Below are 19,769 nucleotides of genomic sequence, written 5' to 3'. Positions count from 1 at the left end.
AAGTTGGGCAAAGGATTACACTAGCATGCACGCCGAGCCATGGCTGACAGGTTTACTCTAAAGCTGGACTGGCCGGTGGCGCCGCCGCTGCGCTGTTGTTTTTCTGCGCTTTCCTTGCATTATCTAAAAGTGTGTCATAGCAACGCCGGCAATTGACACTGCCATGGCCGCCCGGCATGCTTGCCCGACAAGTCCACGGGGGAAGCGCATGCGCAAGTTGCTGCTGTTGGGATGCTGGCCCGGCCTTGCCGCCTGCCAGGGCAATGTGACGATATATGGCTCGCTGGATTTGGGGCTCGTGTATGAATGGGGAACGCCGGCCGCGACAGGCTGGAATGTGCAAAGCGGCGTCCAGGCGGGCTCCAGGCTGGGCTTCCGCGGCACGGAAGACCTTGGCAGTGGCTGGTCCGCCATGTTTGTCATCGAGTCCGGCATTGCCGGCGACACGGGCGCCAACCGCCCGACCGGTATCGCGTATGGCCGGCAAACGCTGGTCGGCGTGGCGGGGCCCGGCGGCACGCTGAAACTGGGGCGCCAGTTCAACTTGCTGACCTATGCGCTGAATGATATCGATCCGTTCGAAGGCGGCCATGAAGGGGCGTATTCGAACATCATGTTTTCCGATTACCGCACCAATAACGGCGTGTACTACACGTCGCCGCCGCTGGCTGGCGTGACGGTCGGCCTGGCTTATGGCGCCGGCGAAGTGCCTGGCAGCACGCGCGGCCGCCGTGAACTGGGTTATGCGGTGCAGTACAGCCGGGGACCGTTATTTGCCGTGCTGGCGCAGCGCAACCTGAACAACCTGGCCGCTACCAGTACCCAGCGTGTGACCTTTGGCGGCGCGACCTGGGATTGCGGGCTGTTCAAGGGCGCGCTGGGCTATGCGGTCAACCGGGACGGTGCGCTGCTCGACAGCAGCGACTTGCTGGTTGGCGCATCGTCGGTGCGGGGCGCGGATACCTACATGGTGTCGTGGATACGCCACCGCGACAGTTCGCGGCTGCACCAGCATGCCAGCCAGGCGGCGCTGGGCTATATGCACGCGGTTTCCCGGCGCACCAATTTCTACACGTCCTATGGGCGCGTCAGCAACGACAACGGTGCGCCGTTCACGGCGGGGAATGCGATCGAGACCGGCAGTGGCACCCGTGGCCTGGCGCTTGGCATGTACCATAAATTCTAAGGAGGGTTTGTCGATGAAGATTACCGCATCCTTTATTGCTTCGGCAGCGCTGTCCTTGCTGCCGCTGGCCGCATCCGCGCAGGAAGCGATGACGCTGTGCGTGGAAGACCAGCCGGCCTCGCCCTACACCTTTCCCACGCGCGACGGCACCATGCAGGTGCTGGTGAAAATGGCGGCCAAGCAGGCTGACGTTGCCGTGGCGATGCGCGTGCAGCCGTGGAAGCGCTGTATTGAGGAAGTGCGGGCCGGCACGATGGGCGGCATGCTGAACGCCGGCTATACGCCGTTCCATGCCGAGTATGCGGTCTTCCCCATGCAGGGCGGGAAACCTAATACGGCGCAGTCGCTGGCAAAAATGGACATCATGGCATTCCGGGTCAAGGGCGGCAAGGCTGACTGGGATGGCTCGAAATTTTCCCATGTCAGCAAGCCTGTGCTGATCCCATCGGGTTTTGCCACGATTTCCGACCAGTTGAAGTCCATGAACGTGCCGTTCGATGACAATACCAAGGAACCCGCGCGCAACTTCTACAAATTGATTGCCGGGCAAGGGGACATCCTGCTGGGATTTGACGGCGAAATGCAGGCGCTGGTTGCAGGGCGCAAAGAGGTGCAAGACAAGGTGGAAATGCTGCCAACGAAATTCATGACAGCGGACTTTTACCTGGCCGTGTCGAAGGTCTATTACAGCGCCAACAAGGACAAGGTGGATGCGCTGTGGTCAGCCATCGGCAAAGTGCGCAAATCCAAGGAATACCAGGACGCGATCAAGGATATCCGCTAGGGGATGGTCCCCCCGACAGGAATCGAACCTGTATCCCACGCTTAGGAGGCATGTGTACTATCCATTGTACTACGGGGAGGACGCGGCGCAATTATAGCCGACCGGAGACAAAAAGCTCAATTACGCGCCGCCATTCCCCTCGTGACGGCGCGCCAAGGCAAATTCACGACGATGCGTGCCGCTGCCGGTACAATGCTGGTTTCTTTCGATACGCGCAGGCCCTTACGCGGCCGCAGGCAGCAGGACACAATTCTATGGCAGTTATCTCTCTCACCAATGCGCAACTGGCGTTTGGCCACTTCGCGCTGCTCGACCAGGCGGAATTTTCGCTGGAAACGGGCGAACGGGTCGGCCTGATCGGCCGCAACGGCACGGGCAAATCGTCCCTGCTGAAAATTATTTCGGGCCGCTTCAAGCTCGATGACGGCTTGCTGGTCATGCAGCAGGGCTTGAAAATCGCCTATGTCGAGCAGGAACCGGAATTCGACCCGGAGATGACCGTGTTTGATGCCGTGGCGTCTGGTATGGGCGATTTGCAGGCGCTGTTGAAGGAATACGATGCGCTGACGGGCCAGTTCGGCCAGGGCAATGATGAAGCGCTGATGGAACGCATGCACGATATCCAGGTCAAGCTCGACGCGGCTGACGCGTGGAATTTGAAGAACAAGGTGGAGCAGACCTTGGACCGCCTGAACCTGGGCCCGGACGCGCAAATGAAAACGCTGTCGGGCGGCATGAAAAAGCGCGTGGCGCTGGCGCGCGCGCTGGTGTCGGCGCCGGATGTGCTGCTGCTCGACGAACCGACCAACCATCTGGACTTCATGTCGATCCTGTGGCTGGAAGGGCTGTTGCGCGACTTTAAGGGCAGCGTGCTGTTCATCACCCACGACCGCTCGTTCCTCGATAACGTGGCGACCCGCATCATTGAACTGGACCGCGGCCGGTTGCTGTCTTACCCGGGCAATTTCAGCCAATACCAGACGCGCAAGCAAGAACAGCTGGCGATTGAAGAAGTGGAAAACGCCAAGTTCGACAAGTTCCTCGCGCAAGAGGAAGTGTGGATCCGCAAAGGCGTGGAAGCGCGCCGTACCCGTAACGAAGGCCGCGTGCGCCGCCTGGAGCGCTTGCGCGAACAGCGCGCCGTGCGCCGCGACCAGCAGGGGCAGGTGCGCCTTGAAGTGGCGTCCGGCGAGCGTTCCGGCAAGATCGTGGCGGAACTGGAAAACGTGTCGAAATCGTTTGGCGACAAGGCCATCGTCCGCGACTTCACGGCCACCATCATGCGGGGCGACAAGATCGGCCTGATCGGCGCCAACGGCGCCGGCAAGACCACGCTGCTGAAACTGATCCTTGGTGAAGAAACGCCGGATCACGGCACGGTCAAGCAGGGCACCAAGCTGGCCGTCGCGTACTTCGACCAGATGCGCGCGCAGCTGAATGAAGAAGCGAGCCTGATGGACACGATTTCGCCGGGCAGCGACTGGGTGGAAATCAATGGCCAGCGCAAGCACGTGATGAGTTACCTGGGCGACTTCCTGTTTGCGCCGGAACGGGCCCGCTCGCCGGTGCGCACCTTGTCCGGCGGCGAGCGCAACCGCCTGCTGCTGGCGCGTTTGTTCGCCAAGCCGGCCAACGTGCTGGTGCTGGACGAACCGACCAACGACCTCGATATCGATACGCTGGAACTGCTGGAAGAATTGCTGGAAGATTACAGCGGCACGGTATTCCTCGTCAGCCACGACCGCATGTTCCTCGATAACGTCGTCACGCAAGTCATCGTGGCCGAAGGGCAAGGCAAATGGCGTGAATTCGTCGGCGGCTATACGGATTGGGAGCGCGTGCGCGATACCGTGGCGCCCGCCCTGGCGCCGATCAAGGCCGCCGCCAAAGCCGCCGCGAAAGCCGAACAGCCTGCGGCAACGGCAGCCCCTGCCGCCGCACCGGCCAAGCAGAAAAAGCTCAGCTACAAGGAACAGCGCGAACTGGAGGAATTGCCAGGCAAGATCGCTGCGCTGGAAGATGAGCAGACCGCGCTGACCCTGCAATTGTCCGACCCGGACTTTTACAAGAAAAACGCAGCGGAAGCACGCCGCGTGCAGGAACGCATCGAGCACATCGAACTGGAATTGATGGAAGCGCTGGAACGGTGGGAAGCGATTGAATCCCGAACGTAAGCAGAATTTCCTTTAAGTAAGTCTAAAAGGCCCGTTTCTTTACTGAAACGGGCCTTTTTCTTTGAGTTTCCCATCCGTGCGCTGCTGTTGAGTTGAAAGTTATATTATTCGCAAACTTGACAAGATTGCCTCAATGCATGAAATCCTATTCTTCCACAGTTGGCGCCATGCCAGCCTCCGTCCCCGCGCGCGTGTTGCCGTTTGCCGCGTACATGGCGTTCATTGCCATCGGGGACTTGCTGCCTGCCGCAGGCATTGCTACAGCCGAAGGGCGCTGGCTGTATGCCATCAAGATTGCCTTTGTGGCGGCGCTGCTGTGGGCTTACCGCCGCCAGTACACGGAACTGGCGCGCTTTGACGTGACAGCCCGCAGCGGTGCCGCCGCCGTTGCTGTGGGTTTGCTGGTCTTTGTTTTGTGGATCAACCTCGATGCGGGCTGGATGCAGTTCGGCGTATCGGCGGGTTTTGATCCGCGCAATGACGTGGGTGTAATCGACTGGCGCCTGGCATTGATCCGTATCGCGGGCGCCGCGCTGGTGGTGCCCATCATGGAAGAACTGTTTTGGCGCTCGTTTGTGCTGCGCTGGCTGGAGTCTGCGGATTTCGCCAGCGTGGAACCGGCACGGGTGGGCGTCAGGGCGCTGGCGATTACTGCGCTGCTGTTTGGCGTCGAACATCAATTATGGTTTGCCGGCATCGTCGCGGGCCTTGCATACAGCTGGCTGTATATGCGCAGCGGCAGCCTGTGGGTGGCCGTCATTGCACATGGCGTCACCAATGGCGCGCTGGGACTGTGGGTACTGGCGACCGGCAACTGGCATTACTGGTAAGGAGTAGCCATGCCGACCTATAAAAAAACTTTGCTGCTGGCGCTGGGCGCCGGCGCTGTATTGCCTTCCGTACCGGCGCACGCCATGCTGAGCGATACGATCCACCCATTCCTGGCCGTGGCGCGCAGCCATGACAGCAATTTGTTCCGCCTGGACGACAATGCCGTCATCGGCCAGCGGGGCGATGATTTGACGAACACGCAATTTGGCGTGCTGGTGGATATGCCGATCAGCCGCCAGCGCCTGACTGCGCAAATCAGGCGCTCGAAAGTCAAATTCAGCCATTACGACCACCTCGACTATGACGGCAAGGATTACAACGCGGATCTGGAATGGCACATCGGCAACCACGTGGAAGGGCACGTGGGCGGCAAGTATGCGCAGACGCTGACGTCGTTCAACGATTTCCATACGGCTGAGCGCAACTTGCGCGTACAGCGCCGCGAATATGTTGACGGCGCATGGCGCTTTCACCCCAGCTACCGCGTGCGCGCAGCCGTCAGCAGCAGCAAATCCACCTATGATTTGCCGGTCCAGCAATACAACAACCGCACGGAAAAGCAGGTGGACGTGGGCTTTGATTATCTGCCCGCCAGCGGCAGCCGCTTTGGTTTGCAGGCAACGCGGCTGGAAGGCAAGTACCCGAACCACCGCGCGGTGGGCGGCTTGCTCGTCGATGACAGTTTTACGCAGCACGAATTGAAGGCCAATGTGTTCTGGCAATTTTCCGCCACGTCGCAATTCCAGATGCTGGCCGGCTGGGCCGAGCGCAAGCATCCGGTGTTTGCGGAGCGCGATACCAGCGGCCTCAATGGCCGCGCGGCCATGAACTGGTCGATGCTGCGCAAGCTGAAAATGTCTGCGTCCGCATGGCGTGAATTTGCCGCCGTGGAAAGCAACTTCGTGAACAACAGCATCAACAAGGGCGCCAGCTTCAACACCACGTGGGATATCACGAGCAAGGTGCAGGCGTCGGCAATGGTGCGTCGCGAAAAACGCGATTTCAGTACGCTGGAGGGACGTCTTGCGGCGCCCAACCTGTTTGACAAAACCCGCATTGCAACACTGGGACTGACGTGGGCGCCAACGCTAACCTCGCAGTTGTCAGTGAATGCTTTCCATGAGGTGCGAAGCGGCAATGCTTCCACCAATTACCGAGCCAATGGCGCAGCAGTCAGCGCCAGCATACAGTTCTGAGCACCTGAGAAATACCATGACGGTTAACGACATTCCACTTATTTCATTCTTCCAGCGCGTGCTGGACCCCTTGATCATCATGGGTACGCTGTACCTGTTTTCACTGATGTTTGCCGAGCCGTTCACCGGCTATTCCCTGGTGCTGATGATCCTCGCGTTTTTCATCTCCACGTCCGTGTATCAATACGTCGATCCTTATCAGACCTGGCGCAGCGGCCGCATGCTGGCCTATGCGCGCGACATCTTCATTGGCTGGATCGTGACGGCGGCCATCCTGGTTTTCCTCGGTTCCGTCAGCGGCCTGTCGTACCACTACGACGAACACGTGGTGCTGGTATGGTTTGCCGCCACGCCGTTTGCCTTGCTGGCCAGCCATACGGCCGCGCGCAAGCTGGGCTCCGATCCGGAGCGCGAGACGCAGGAACGCTCCGCACTGATCATCGGCGCCAATGACGTGGGCGTGCGTTTCGCCAACACCATTGACCGTTTGCCGAATTTATTCATGACGGTGCGGGGCTTCTTTGATGACCGCGCGCAGGACCGCATGCCGCGCAACATGAGCCATCCCGTGCTGGGCAGCATGGAAAACATTGCGGCGTTTGTCCGTGAACACCACATCAAAATGATTTTCATCAGCCAGCCGATTTCCGCGCAGCCACGCATCCGCCGCCTGCTCGATGAATTGCAAGATACGACGGCATCCGTCTATTTCCTGCCCGATATCTACGTGTTTGACTTGATGCAGGCGCGCTTTGACAACGTGGGCGGCATGCCGGTCATCGCGATTTGCGAAAGCCCGTTCACGGGGTTCAACAGCCTCGTCAAGCGCGCGTCCGACATCGTGCTGGGCGGACTGATTACGCTGATGCTGCTGCCTGTCATGGCCATCATTGCGCTGGCCGTCAAGATCGACTCGCCCGGTCCGGCGATCTTCAAGCAGCGCCGCTATGGCTTGTATGGCGAAGAAATCATCGTCTACAAATTCCGTTCCATGTCCGTGACGGAAGACGGCGCCAAAGTCACGCAAGCGAAAAAGAATGACCAGCGCGTGACGCGCGTCGGCGCCTTCCTGCGCAGGACGTCGCTCGATGAAATTCCGCAGTTCATCAACGTGCTGCAAGGCCGCATGAGTATCGTGGGTCCGCGGCCCCATGCGGTGGCGCACAACGAGCAATACCGCAAGCTCATCAAGGGTTACATGTTGCGCCACAAGGTCAAGCCGGGCATTACCGGCTGGGCGCAAGTCAATGGCTTGCGGGGCGAAACGGAAACGCTGGACAAGATGGAAGCCCGCATCCGCTACGACCTGGATTACTTGCGCAAGTGGTCGCTGTGGATGGACCTGTGGATCGTGCTGCGCACCATGAAGGTGGTGGCGGGCCACGAGAACGCCCATTAACCACCTGAGCCATTCCCGAATTCAACATTAAAAGTGACTGAGCCATTCGTGCGCGTCAAAAAACCGCGCTGGGCTAAAATCTTTCCACATTAATAATGTTGCAAATAAATATTTACACAAAGGAAATATCTTGGACACTACCGCTTACACCAGCCGCGCTGTCCGCCAACGCGCCGCCACGGCCCTGATCCTGGCGGGCACTCTGGCCCTGGCGGCCTGCGGCAACAAGGAACCGAAAGCCGGCCAGGCGCTGGCCAGCGTCAATGGCTCGGAAATCACGGTATTGCAATTGAATGAAGAATTGCAGCGCTCCGGCGCTACGGGCCAGCCGGACACGGTACGCAAGCAATTGCTGGAATCGCTGATTGACCGCCAATTGCTGCAAAACGAAGCAGCCAAGGATAAGCTGGACCGCGACCCGAAAGTCATGCAGGCGATCGAACGGGCCAAAGCCATGATCATTGCCCAGGCTTACCTGCAAAAGCGCCTGGGTAACCAGGCGAAGCCGACCCACGCGGAAATCGAGGAATATTTCAACCAGCACCCGGAATTCTTTACGAGCCGCAAGCAATTCGACATGCGCGAACTGGTGGTGGCCAGCAAGGATGTGACCGATCCGCTGAAGTCGCTGATGGATAGCACGCGCTCGCTCGATGACGTGGCAGCGTGGCTGGACAATAACAAGGTCAAGTATGCCCGCACGCAAGTGTCGCGCACCAGCGCGGACATGCCGCCTGAGCTGAGCAGCAAGCTGTTGACGATGCCGAAAGGCCAGTTGTTCATCATCCGCGAAGGCGACCGCAGCTTGCTGATGCAAATTGCCGACGTCAAGGACAGCCCTGTCACCATGGACAATTCCGTCGCGCAAATCGAGCAATTCCTGGTCAACAAGAAAAACAAGGAAGCGGCTGAAGCGGAGCTGAAACGCTTGCGCGCCAACGCGAAGATCGATTACTTCAACAAGGCCGATACAGTGGCGGCCGCGCAACCCGTTCCGGCACAGGCCGCTGCCAGTGCAACGGAATCGGATGCGCGCGGTGTCGCGGGCTTGAAATAAGGAGAGGGCATCATGAAGAAAATCATCCTGTGGCTGTCCATGCTGCTGATGGCCTGCACGCTGCGCGTGGCCGGCGCTGCAGCGGATTCAACCGGTATTGTGCTGGGTTCCGGCGACGTGCTGCGCATTACCGTGTATGGCAGTCCCGACCTCGCGACGGAAACGCGCATCGCGGAAAGCGGTACCGTCACGATGCCGCTGGTGGGCCAGGTGCCGGTGGCCGGCCTGACCGTGCCGGCTGCCGAGAAAAAAATCGCCGGCTTGCTGGACAGCGGCGGCTACGTGAAAAAAGCCCAGGTCAATATCCTCGTCACGACGATCCAGAGCGCGCAAGTGTCCGTGCTGGGCCAGGTTAACCGTCCCGGCCGCTATCCGATGGATGGCAAGCGCAGCCTGATGGAAGCATTGGCGCAGGCAGGCGGCATCGGTCCGGAGGGGGGCGATACCGTGACCCTGATCCGTACCCGTGACGGCAAGACCACCAGCGAATCCATCGACATCATCAAAATGGTGCAGTCGGGCGATTTCGGCCACGATTATCAGCTGGCGCCCAATGACGTCGTGTATGTCGAACGCGCGCCCCGTTTCTACATTTATGGCGAAGTGCAGCGTCCCGGCCCGGCCCGCCTGGAGCGCGGCATGACGGTATTGCAGGCGCTGGCCGCCGGTGGCGGTTTGACGCCGCGCGGTACCGAGCGCGGCATGCGCATCAAGCGCCGCGACGCCAATGGCCAGCTGCAAATCATCAGCGCCAAGCAGGAAGACTTGCTGCAAGTTGACGATGTTGTGTACGTAAAAGAAAGCCTGTTTTAAGGAAGTATCATGAATTTTTCCCAGTTCCTGCTGATCTTGCACGCGCGCCGCAAGATCGTGCTGCTGACCTTGCTGGCCACGGTAACCGTCACGGTCGTGGTCAGTGCGCTGTTGCCGAAGACGTATAAAGCCACGTCCACCGTGCTGTTGAATTACAAGGGCGTGGATTCCGTGACCGGCATGGCGGTGCCAGGCCAGCTGATGCCCGGGTATGTGGCCACGCAGATCGATATCATCACCAGCAAGAATGTCGCGCTGCGTGTGATTGACCAGCTGAAGCTGGCGCAAAACCCGGACGTCATCGAGCAATTCCGCCAGGATACCGGGGGCAAGGGTACGGTGCGCGACTGGCTGGCGGACTTGATTTTGAAGAAAGTCGACGTTGTGCCATCGCGTGAAAGCAGTGTCGTGGAAATCAGTTTCAAAGGTGCGGAACCGCAATTCGCCGCTGCCGTTGCCAATGCGTTTGCCGACGAATACCAGAAGCTCACCGTGCAATTGAAAGTCGAGCCAATGAAGAAAGTCGCTACGTACTTCAATGGCCAGACCAAGCAATTGCGCGATGCGGTGGAAGCTGCGCAAAGCCGCTTGTCGAAGTACCAGCAGGAAAACGGCATTGTCAGCCTCGATGGCCGCCTGGACGTGGAAAACAATCGCCTGAATGACTTGTCCGCGCAACTGGTGGCGGCACAGGCGCAGCAAATGGAAGCGGCGTCGCGCCAGCGCATGGCGTCCGGCAAGGCCGGCGAAGCGCCGGACGTGGCCAACAGCCCGCTGATTCAAAACTTGCGCGCCAGCGTCAGCGCGGCAGACAGCAAGCTGGCGGAAATCGGCCAGCGCCTGGGCCGCAATCATCCGCAATACCTGGCCGCGAAGGCGGAAGCCGATCAAATGCGCGCCAGCCTGAATGCGCAAATCCAGACGGCCGCCAACAGTGTGGGCAACAATGCGCAAATCCTGGGGCAGCGTGAAGCCGCGTTGCGTGCGGCGCTGGCCGAACAAAAAGCCCGCGTACTGGAATTGAACCGTACGCGCGATGAATTGAATGTGCTGCAAAAAGATGTGGAAAGTGCGCAGCGCGCATTTGATGCGGCCACGCAGCGCCTGTCGCAAACCCGCATGGAAGGCCAGGCTGAACAATCGGAAGTGGCCATCCTCAACCCCGCCGTACCGCCGATTGACCCGGCTTCGCCGCGCATGCTGTTGAATACGGTGCTGTCCGTCATGCTGGGCGGCGTGCTGGGGATGGCGTTCGGGCTGGTGGTGGAATTCATGGACCGCCGCGTGCGTTCGACGGGCGATCTGGCCAATGTGGCGGATATCCCCGTGCTGGGCAATATTTCGTGGACGCCGCCGAAATCCCGTTCGCGCCTGGCGACCCTGCTGGCGCCGCGCCGCCTGCGATTGACGTAAAGATTGGACTAGACCATGAACGCAACCTTATCTTCCGCTCAAATGAAACCATCCCCGGACTCCAGTATCGGCACCATGCTGGTCGCAGCGGGCAAGATCAGCGCCGATAATTCCGAACGCGTGCTGCGCATGCAAAAGGAATTGGGCATCCGCTACGGCGAAGCTGCCCAGCGTCTGGGCCTGGTCAGTGAAACGGATATCCAGCAAGTGCTGGCGCGCCAGTTCGACTATCCGTACCTGCAGCAGGGCGATGGCGATTATTCGCCGCTGCTGGCCGCCGCATTCCAGCCATTCAGCCCGCAAGTGGAAGTGCTGCGCGCCGTGCGCAGCCAGCTGATGCTGCGCTGGTTTTCCCGCGGGCACAAGGCGCTGGTCGTGGCCGGCGTGTCGTCGGGCGATGGCGCCAGCGTGTTTGCCGCCAACCTGGCTGTCGTGTTTTCCCAGCTGGGCGAGCAGACCTTGCTGGTCGATGCGAATTTGCGCGCGCCGCGCCAGCATGACATATTCGGCGTCAAACGGCGCCAGGGGTTGTCGGACATTTTGGCGGGCAGGGCGGAATTGTCCACCGTGGCGCGCATCGATGATTTCATCGACCTGTCCCTGCTGTGTGCAGGCACCTTGCCGCCGAACCCGCAGGAATTGCTGAGCCGTTCCGGCTTTGCCGCGCTCAATGCGCAGCTGTCGGGCCGCTACGACGCCGTGCTGTATGACGTGCCGGCGTTTGAACGGGGTTCCGATGCGCTGGCGCTGGCGGCGCGCACTGGCGGTGTACTGTTGGTGGCCCGTAAAAATCACACGCCGCTCGATGATGTGCAAGCGCTGGTTGCGCAAGTGCGCCACACGGGGGCGGAAGTCGTGGGGGCCGTGATGGTGGATTTCTGACGCGCGACTGTTGAGCGAAAAGCCCCGGCCACAAAACGTCACACGATGACGGAATGGCAGCAATCTTGTCCTGGAGAGTAATCTTTCGGGAAAGAATATTATCTCGCTGGAAATCAGGATTGACCTAATCTTGTGTGGCATTGTTTACATCGCGTGAAATAAAATGCGGAATTGTTGGTCTGAGGCAACGAATAAAAACTTTTAACGTGCTATCTTTCCGCTCCATGCGATTGCAATGTTTTTGGGAGATCCAAATGAATTTCACGAGGCACTTTTGCCTGGCCGCCGGCATGCTGGCCGCATGTCTTGCAGCTACCGGCGCGTACGCGCAAGTTGACGCGACCATTGGCGGCACGGTCGACGCCAGCAAATTTTCCACCCGCTATGGTTTGTCCAGCGCCAGTACGGCGAACCTGACTTTCGTCAGCGATCCGGCCGGCAGCGGCCGCACGGTGCTGATGACCAGGGTTAAGAGTACGGACGCCAATGTCGGCGCCATCAAGCGCACAGACTTTTATCCGCTGAACGAGTCGCGCACCACGGGCATGCGCTGGTATGGCATCAGCGTGTATATCCCGTCCACGTGGGTCGTGCATCCGAATCCCACGGTGATTGCGCAAATCGATAACGGCACCACCGCCACCAACCTGGCCGCGCCCTTGTCGCTGCTGGTGCGGGGCAATGCGCTGGAAATGAATTTGAATTCGAATTACCTGTCGGCGACGTCGGCGACCGTGAGTAATTCGACCAAAGAAGTTATCAAGCTGGGGCCGCTGGTGACGAACCGCTGGTATTGCCTGGTGGTGCGCTCCGACTGGCAGCCAACGCTGGGCTCGGGCGCCATCACGATGTGGATGAATGGTGAAAAAGTCTATAACGCCAGTAATTCCACCAATTCGTATTTCGGCGCCGCGCACACGCCGCGCACCGGCCTCATGTTCCCCGGCCTGATGGGCGTGACGGAGCGGACCCTGTACACGGACTTCATCCGCCTCGGCGGCGCATCCACGACGGCCTTGCAAATGTACCAGGTCAGTCCGTGTGCAAACTTCATCGGCGGCAACGCTATCCAGTGGTAGTTTGGAGAACATCATGACCCACATTTCAAAGAAAATCCTGCCGGTGCTGGCCCTGGCATTGCCATGCTTGCCTGCGCTGGCGCAACTGGACCTGGCCCGCAGCGGCAGGATCGACACGGTTGCATCGGACCCCGTCAAGCTGCAATACGTGAGCCAGAACCTGGCGCGCAACGCCACGTCCACTTACCGCTACCTGGATGACGTGTATACGCTGCAGACCGGCAACACCAGCAACCTGCAGCTGGTTCCCGACCCGAAGGGCAGCGGCCGCAAGGTGTTGTTCTTTAAAGTGTCGAAAACCGACCCGCTGGTATCGGGCGGCTCGCGTACGGAACTGGCCACCAAGTATGAATACGTGATTGAAGGCTTGCGCTGGTATGCGTTTGCCGTGCTGTTCCCCACGGACTGGCAGTTCGACAACAATCCCACCGTGGTGGCGCAGCTGCATACGAGCCAGAAGACGCTGACGGTGCCGCCGCCCGTGTCGGTGGTGGCGTCGGGCCAGGACTTGAACATGGAATTCCACTATAACTACCGCAAGACGGACGGCACCGGGGCCGACCCCGCCACCCGCGCCAATACGGGCGAACAGGCCGTGCGGCTGGCGAAGATCCAGACCAATAAATGGTATTGCTTCGTGGTGCGCGCGGACTGGTCGTTCAAGCCCGGTGTCGGTTCCATCACGGCCTGGATGAATGGCAACATCGCCTATGAATCCAAGAATGCCTATAACGCGTATGACACGTGGCTGGGCAATTATCCGAAGATCGGCTTGTATTTGCCGGGCACCATGGCCGTTGCATCGCGGTCGCTGTACACGGACTTCATTTATGCGGGCGGTCCGTCCAGCACGTACGACGAGATGGCAGGCTTGTTGCCATGCGGCGCGACCGTATCGCCGACGCCGACCGTCATCAAATAAACGGTAGACACCTTTCTTCAAGGCCGCCGCGTGCGGCCTTTTTGCTTTTTCACTGCTGAGTCAATCGGGCGTCGCAAATTCAGCCTTACTGATAAGATCATTGTTGAATTTATGGCATTGTTGCCGTAAGTGCACTTTTTGGATCGATTCATGATGCGAACCGCCTCCCAAGGCCGCTGGACCGGCATACTGGTGTCCGGCCTGTTCTTTTTGACGGCAATTTTCCTGGGATTGCTGATCGGCGCCGAACAGCACATCCTGACAGCGCTGTTCCTGCTGCTGGTGCTGTCGCTGCCCATGTTTTACCTGGCCATTTTCGGCTTTGTCGACCAGCGCGGTGTGCTGCTGGGCTGCGGTTTCGCGCTGATGTTTGTTTCGCAGATGTTGCAAAACAGGGGCATTCCCGCAGGCTACCTGATGGAAGCGCTGATCTTCCTCTTCATGCTTTCGTCGCTGCGCGAAGCATTCAAGGTCGCCGCGGCGGACAGCACGCTGCGCTGGATCATCGCCCTGTTTCTTGCGTACTTTGCGCTGTCGCTGCTGAGCACCGTGATGGGCCGTTCACACTGGCGTGGCGCCGTGTGGCAGTTGCAGTACAACTTGAAATGGCCGCTGATGTTTGCGCTGGGCATGCTCATGGCGTCGCCAGATCAGGCGCAAGTAGTGTTGCGCCGCTTCATCATGTGGTCGTGGCTGTTTTTCCTGCCATTCCTCGTGTTTGAGCTGGCTGCGCCGGGCCTGTTCATCAAGCTGTTTGGCTATGCCGAAGATGTGCACGTCAATCCATTGCTGGGCTTTTCCCACCGCTTGCGCGGACCGTTTTCCCATTCCGGCTATATGGCGCTGATGTGCGGCCTGCTGGCGTCGGGTGCGGCCGCGTGCTGGCTGCAACACCTGGGACGGCGCTGGCTGGTGCTGGCGCTGATCTACACCGCCATGGCGATCAGCACTGGCCAGCGCCAGGAATTGATGTCGCTGGTGCTGGTGTATGGCTTGTTTGCCGTGATGGCGGGCCGCCGCCATGCCGGGTGGATTGCCATGGGCGCCATCGTCGGGGTCACCATGCTGGCCGCCGCGCTGATGGTCATGAACCACAATCCTTTCGATGAAATCATGCGCCAGTGGGGGGCAGGGCGTACGTCGGAATTGTCCGAGCGGGCCATCCTGACGCAGGCCGGCATGCGCATTGCCGACCAATATTTCCCGCTGGGTTCCGGCCTGGGCACGTATGGCGGCGCCGGCGCGCAGCGCTTTGACCATAGCCTGTTCCTGGACCAGGGCTTCAGCCGCTATTGGTGGTTCCGCCAGGGGATTTTCCTGGTCGATACGTACTGGCCCAGCGTGGCGGCGGAAACCGGCTATCCCGCCATGTTCCTGCTGCTGGCCAGTTTCATGCTGCTGTGGTGCACCTTGCTGCGGCGCGCGCTGACCGTGCCGCCGGCCGAGCGCCCGCTGGTACTGACGGCGCTGGCTGCCATGACGTTATTGCTGGCCAATTCGCCGACGTCGGCCATCGTCACCGATCCGCGCGGCGCCTTTGTTTTCTGGCTTGTCGTGGGTTGCGCATGGCGTGCTTCCATGACCCGTCGCGCTGTGTCCGCAGATCCAGTCCGGCCTGTCCGGCAGATGGATTTCAGCGTCCGTTATCAACCTTCGTGAGAGATGTATGAGCACTATGTTTTACCGGCCATCCGCTGCGGGCAGTGAAAGCCTGAAGGCCAGTTTGCCGGAATGGCTGCCTATCCTGCTGGGCATGCTGGCCATGTTCGTGCCCACTTTTTATGACTTGCTGCATGACGGCGCCTGGGCAACGGAAGAACAGGCGCATGGCCCGATTATCCTCGGTTTGTCGCTATGGCTGCTGTGGCGCAAATGGCCGGAAATGCTGGCCGCATGCGACGGCCCGCGTCCCGCGCATGCGGCGGGCTGGCCCTTGCTGTTGCTGGCGCTGGCGCTGTACGTGCTGGGCCGTTCGCAGCAAATCCTCGCGTTTGAACTGGGGTCGTTCATCGTCATGGGCGTGGCGCTGCTGCTGATCAAGCGTGGTGCGCGGGCCTTGGCGCTGCTGTGGTTCCCGTTTTTCTTCATGCTGTTCATGGTGCCGCTGCCCGGCAGTATCGTCAGTACGCTGACCATGCCGATGAAAATGGCGGTGTCTTACGTGACGGAGCAGTTGCTGTTCCTGGCCGGTTATCCGATCGGCCGCAATGGCGTGATTTTGCAAATCGGCCAGTATCAGCTGCTGGTGGCCGATGCGTGCGCGGGTTTGCAAACGCTGCTGACATTGGAAGCGCTAGGGCTGTTTTACTTGAACGTGGTGCGCCATACGTCCGCGTTCCGCAATGTGTGGCTGGCGCTGATGATCGTCCCCATTTCGTTTGGCGCCAATGTGATCCGCGTGATCACGCTGACGCTGATCACGTATTACTTTGGCGATGCGGCGGGACAGGGTTTCCTGCACGGCTTTGCCGGCATGGTGCTGTTCATCACGGCCCTGCTGCTGATCATCAGTACCGATAAATTCTTGCAATGGCTGGCGGCGCGCCGCCAGGCAGGGAGGACCGCATGAAACAGCAAATTGCCGTGAGCGTGGTGCTGGCTGCGCTGATGCTGTCGGCCAGCGCCCTGTCGGGCCATTTGACGCCGACCGTGAAGCTGGCGGACCAGGGGCCGCGCGTGGATCTGGCCGCCATGGTGCCGGAGCAATTCGGCGACTGGCGGGTCGATCCCGACATGATTCCGCTGCAAGTGGACCCCGCTACGCAGGCCAAGCTGGACAAGATTTATAACCAGACGCTGTCGCGCACGTACATCAACCGCGATGGCGAGCGCGTCATGCTGTCGCTGGCGTATGGCGGCGAACAAAGCGACCGCTTGCAAGTCCACAAGCCGGAAGTATGCTATGGCGCACAGGGCTTTGAAGTGGATAACCGCGGCTATGCGGAACTGGCGGCCGGTGGCGGCGTGCTGCCTGTCAAGCGGCTGTACGCCGTCAGCGGCGCCCGCCACGAACCCATCACGTACTGGATTACTGTGGGCGACCGCGCGATCCGGCCCGGTTTGCAGCAGAAATTGCAGCAATTGCGCTATGGCCTGGGCGGCACCGTGCCGGACGGCATGCTGGTGCGCGTGTCATCCATCGGCACGGATGAGCCTACTGAATTTGCGCTGCAACAGCGCTTTATTACCGACCTGTTGCAGGCTGCCGGGGCGCCTGCGCGGTTGCGGCTGGCCGGCAACCTGGCGCCACCACCTTTGTAACTTATGACGATACGCATACTTTATCTGACCCGCGAACCCCATCCCAGCTTCCGGCCTGACATCGCGACTTTGTTTGGCCAGTACCTGCCCCGGCATGGCGTGCGCGCCGACCTGGTCGCGCTGCAAGATGGCGAACCGGCCGCGTGGCAGGCCGGCGCCGCCCATACCCGCAAGGGCAAAGGCAAGCTGGGCCGGCTGATCACCCGGATGGGACTGGCTTGGTCGCTGTTCGGCCTGGCGCGCGGATCGCAATACCAGGCGATCCAGGTACGCGACCGTATCGGCGGCGCGGCCATCGGCTTGCTGGCGGCGCGCTGGCGCGGGCTGCCTTTCTTTTACTGGATGTCGTTCCCGTTTGCCGAGTCCTGGCAAGACATGGGGGCGGGACGGGAAGCCAGCGCCGGCTCTCCGCTGCGGCGCCTGATGTGGCGCGTACGGGGCAAGCTGGCGGCCTTCGTGCTGTACCGCGTCGTGCTGCCCCGCGCCGACCATGTATTCGTGCAAAGCGATGCGATGCGCACCATGCTGGCCCGGCGCGGTCTCGATCCTGCCGCCATGACGCCCGTGCCGATGGGCGTGGCGATACCGGACCGCCTCGATGCGGTCGAGCCCAGCGACGACCCGCGCCTGGCTGGCCGCAAGGTGCTGGTGTACCTGGGGGCGCTGGAACGCATGCGCCATCCGGAAGTTATGGTGGAAGCCATGGTCGAAGTGGCGCGCCGCGAACCGCAAGCGCTGCTGGTGCTGGTGGGCGATTCGCAAACTCCGGGCGAACGGGCATGGCTGGAGCAGCAAGTCGTCCGCCTTGGCGTACAAGACCATGTGCTGATCACGGGCTGGATGGCGCCCGCTGACGCATGGCGCTATTTGCGCGCCGCCACCATCGGCTTGTCGCCATTCCCCCGCTCGCGCGTGCTGGAAGTGGCGTCGCCCACCAAGGTATGCGAATACCTCGCGTATGGCGTGCCGGTGGTGGCCAATGACCAGCCTGACCAGGCGGCGTTGCTGGCGCAAACGAATGGCGGTTTATGTGTGCCGCTGACGGCCGACGGCTTTGCCCGCGGCATTCTTGAATTGCTGGGCGATCCTTTGCGCGCCAGCGCCATGGCCGTGGCGGGACGTGAAGCGATCCGCGCCGCCCGCAGCTACGACGTGCTGGCGCAATCGCTGGCGCAGCAATATCAGCGGCTGCTGGCGCAGCCGGCCACGCCATGAAGGGCGCGCATCCCTACAGCGGCCGTGCCGTCAAGGGCGGCATGGTGATCTTTATTGCCGGGCGGGGCCTGTCCGGCGTGCTGACGTTTATCGCATTCGGCCTGGCGGCACGGCTGCTGCCGCTGGCGGAATATGGCCATTACGCGGCGGCGCTGGCCGTGATGGAAGTGGCGCTGGCGGTATCGACCGGCGGACTGGACTGGGTGACGGCGCGCCTCGTACCCGATGCCCGCGTGCATGCCAGCGGACGCGCTACGGGGGCTGCCGTGCTGCGCCTCGCAGCCCTGCAAGGCATGCTGGTGGCCGCTGTCGCGTGCGTCGTCTATGCGGGAGCGGATGAACTGGCCCGCTTGATGAAATTGCCGGCTGCGGCGCCCGCGTTTCACCTGGTGGCGCCGCTGGTGCTGGCCGAAGGCCTGGGCCGCCTGGCGCGCGACCAGATGTTGACAGTCTTGATGGCGCAGCGCGCCGGCCAGATGGCCCAATTGCTGCGCGTAGGCACCTTGCTGGCATTGTTGCTCTGGACGTGGCGCCAGGATGCCAGCCTGGAGGCGGCCGCCATGCTGCACCTGGAATTGACGGCTGCCGCCTGCGCAGCCGTGGCGGGAAGCCTGGCGCTGGCGCTGGTGCTGTGGCGCTTGCGCACCGTGCCTGCTGCCGACCCGCATTGGCAAGCGCCGGGTGGCCTGCGCCGCCTGGCCATGCACACGTACGCCAGTTATTTGCTGTCGCTGCTGTGCGGGCCGCAAGTACTGACCATGGTGGTGGCCCGCATGCTGGGCGCCGATGCGGCCGGTGCATTTGGCTTTGCCCGCACGTTTGCCGACCAGGTGCGGCGCTATCTGCCGACCGACCTGTTGCAAAGCATCGTGCGGCCCACATTGGTCGCGTATTACAGCGCCACCCGTGAATTTGCCGGCCTCAGCCTGCGGGCGGGCTTGCTGATGAAATCCGCTGCCGCCGTGCTGTTCCCGCTGCTGGTGTTCTTCACGGCATTTGGCGACCTGGGCATGCGCGCGCTGGGCGGCGTCCGCTTTGCCCCGGCCTGGCCGGTACTGGTGGTGCTGCTGTGCGGCGCGGGCACCACGGCTTGGCGCCGCGTGGTGGAACTGTGCGCCAACACGGTGCTGGAATCCGGGCTGGTGGCGCGCGCCAATGCGGCGCTGGCGGTGTTGCCGCTGGTGATGGTGGCGGCGCTGCAAGCGACGGGCAGCCTGGTGCTGGCGGCCGCCTTGCCGGTATTGGCGGAAGCGCTGTTTTGCCTGCGCGTACAGGCCGGATTGCGGGCGCGCGGCTACCAGTCGCCTGCCGATGGGGCGGGGTGGCTGAGGCTGGCCGCGGGATTGCTGGTGTGCGTGCCGCTGGCGCTGCTGCACGCGGCCCATCCGCTGCCGCTGGCCGTCGCGGTGGTGCTGGCTGGGCTGGCGGCATTGCTGGCGCTGCGCATGGTGCGGCTGATCAATGCCAGCGAAGGCGCGCTGGTGGCGACATGGAATGGCAGGCTGGCGCGCCTGATCGGCGCGGCGCCGCAGCCGGCATAGGCAAGTCCAAGAATTG

General features: G+C 61.3%; 17 protein-coding genes and 1 tRNA gene. 17 read left to right on the top strand and 1 reads right to left on the bottom strand.

The features are described from left to right. The first annotated feature begins 208 nt into the window (after positions 1-208). Entirely contained in the window at positions 209-1,186 is a 978-nt protein-coding gene (locus GM668_RS18310) for a porin (protein WP_170305699.1), read from the top strand. A 13-nt stretch (positions 1,187-1,199) separates the two neighbouring features. Then, positions 1,200-1,970, top strand: a complete 771-nt coding sequence (locus GM668_RS18305; protein WP_155440400.1) for a transporter substrate-binding domain-containing protein — start codon at positions 1,200-1,202, stop codon at positions 1,968-1,970. A gap of 4 nt (positions 1,971-1,974) precedes the next feature. Here GM668_RS18305 and GM668_RS18300 read toward each other — a convergent pair. Further along, positions 1,975-2,049 (bottom strand) — tRNA-Arg (locus GM668_RS18300). 175 nt (positions 2,050-2,224) lie between these two features. Between GM668_RS18300 and GM668_RS18295 the strand changes: the two genes are divergently transcribed. The 15 genes from GM668_RS18295 (at position 2,225) to GM668_RS18225 (ending at position 19,753) form a co-directional block, all read left to right on the top strand. Beyond that, the gene (locus GM668_RS18295) at positions 2,225-4,144 is read left to right on the top strand and encodes an ATP-binding cassette domain-containing protein (protein WP_155440399.1); all 1,920 of its coding nucleotides are present in this window, start codon (positions 2,225-2,227) and stop codon (positions 4,142-4,144) included. A 167-nt stretch (positions 4,145-4,311) separates the two neighbouring features. After that, positions 4,312-4,974, top strand: coding sequence for a CAAX prenyl protease-related protein (locus tag GM668_RS18290; protein WP_155440398.1), 663 nt, complete (start codon positions 4,312-4,314; stop codon positions 4,972-4,974). A 9-nt stretch (positions 4,975-4,983) separates the two neighbouring features. Next, the gene (gene epsL / locus GM668_RS18285) at positions 4,984-6,171 is read left to right on the top strand and encodes an XrtB/PEP-CTERM-associated polysaccharide biosynthesis outer membrane protein EpsL (protein ID WP_155440397.1); all 1,188 of its coding nucleotides are present in this window, start codon (positions 4,984-4,986) and stop codon (positions 6,169-6,171) included. 16 nt (positions 6,172-6,187) lie between these two features. Beyond that, positions 6,188-7,570, top strand: a complete 1,383-nt coding sequence (locus GM668_RS18280; protein ID WP_155440396.1) for an undecaprenyl-phosphate glucose phosphotransferase — start codon at positions 6,188-6,190, stop codon at positions 7,568-7,570. Between the two features lie 130 nt (positions 7,571-7,700). Further along, positions 7,701-8,627, top strand: coding sequence for an EpsD family peptidyl-prolyl cis-trans isomerase (locus tag GM668_RS18275; RefSeq protein ID WP_155440395.1), 927 nt, complete (start codon positions 7,701-7,703; stop codon positions 8,625-8,627). Between the two features lie 12 nt (positions 8,628-8,639). Beyond that, positions 8,640-9,440, top strand: a complete 801-nt coding sequence (gene epsE / locus GM668_RS18270; RefSeq protein WP_155440394.1) for a polysaccharide export protein EpsE — start codon at positions 8,640-8,642, stop codon at positions 9,438-9,440. Positions 9,441-9,449: 9 nt separating this feature from the next. Then, positions 9,450-10,853: a chain length determinant protein EpsF gene (epsF, locus tag GM668_RS18265; RefSeq protein WP_155440393.1), complete on the top strand. Its 1,404-nt coding sequence runs from the start codon at positions 9,450-9,452 to the stop codon at positions 10,851-10,853. A gap of 15 nt (positions 10,854-10,868) precedes the next feature. Further along, positions 10,869-11,735 carry a chain length determinant protein tyrosine kinase EpsG gene (gene epsG / locus GM668_RS18260; RefSeq protein ID WP_155440392.1) on the top strand — a complete coding sequence of 289 codons (867 nt, stop codon included), beginning with the start codon at positions 10,869-10,871 and terminating at the stop codon, positions 11,733-11,735. Between the two features lie 254 nt (positions 11,736-11,989). After that, positions 11,990-12,814: a polysaccharide lyase family 20 protein gene (locus tag GM668_RS18255; protein WP_170305698.1), complete on the top strand. Its 825-nt coding sequence runs from the start codon at positions 11,990-11,992 to the stop codon at positions 12,812-12,814. A gap of 13 nt (positions 12,815-12,827) precedes the next feature. Then, a complete protein-coding gene (locus tag GM668_RS18250; protein ID WP_155440390.1) occupies positions 12,828-13,736 on the top strand; it encodes a polysaccharide lyase family 20 protein in 909 nt (302 codons plus the stop codon). Between the two features lie 150 nt (positions 13,737-13,886). Further along, positions 13,887-15,395, top strand: coding sequence for an O-antigen ligase family protein (locus tag GM668_RS18245; protein WP_155440389.1), 1,509 nt, complete (start codon positions 13,887-13,889; stop codon positions 15,393-15,395). 7 nt (positions 15,396-15,402) lie between these two features. After that, positions 15,403-16,305 carry an exosortase B gene (xrtB, locus tag GM668_RS18240; RefSeq protein WP_155440388.1) on the top strand — a complete coding sequence of 301 codons (903 nt, stop codon included), beginning with the start codon at positions 15,403-15,405 and terminating at the stop codon, positions 16,303-16,305. Further along, positions 16,302-16,997, top strand: a complete 696-nt coding sequence (gene epsI / locus GM668_RS18235; RefSeq protein WP_155440387.1) for an exosortase-associated protein EpsI, B-type — start codon at positions 16,302-16,304, stop codon at positions 16,995-16,997. The genes xrtB and epsI overlap by 4 nt, the downstream gene beginning before the upstream one ends. A gap of 3 nt (positions 16,998-17,000) precedes the next feature. After that, a complete protein-coding gene (locus GM668_RS18230) occupies positions 17,001-18,212 on the top strand; it encodes a glycosyltransferase (RefSeq protein ID WP_155440386.1) in 1,212 nt (403 codons plus the stop codon). Then, positions 18,209-19,753 carry an oligosaccharide flippase family protein gene (locus tag GM668_RS18225; protein WP_155440385.1) on the top strand — a complete coding sequence of 515 codons (1,545 nt, stop codon included), beginning with the start codon at positions 18,209-18,211 and terminating at the stop codon, positions 19,751-19,753. The genes GM668_RS18230 and GM668_RS18225 overlap by 4 nt, the downstream gene beginning before the upstream one ends. The last annotated feature ends 16 nt before the right edge of the window (positions 19,754-19,769 follow it).

The sequence above is a fragment of the Pseudoduganella ginsengisoli genome, from assembly GCF_009720865.1.
GTDB lineage: Bacteria > Pseudomonadota > Gammaproteobacteria > Burkholderiales > Burkholderiaceae_D > Rugamonas > Rugamonas ginsengisoli.
This window is presented reverse-complemented; position numbering and strand designations above follow the sequence as displayed.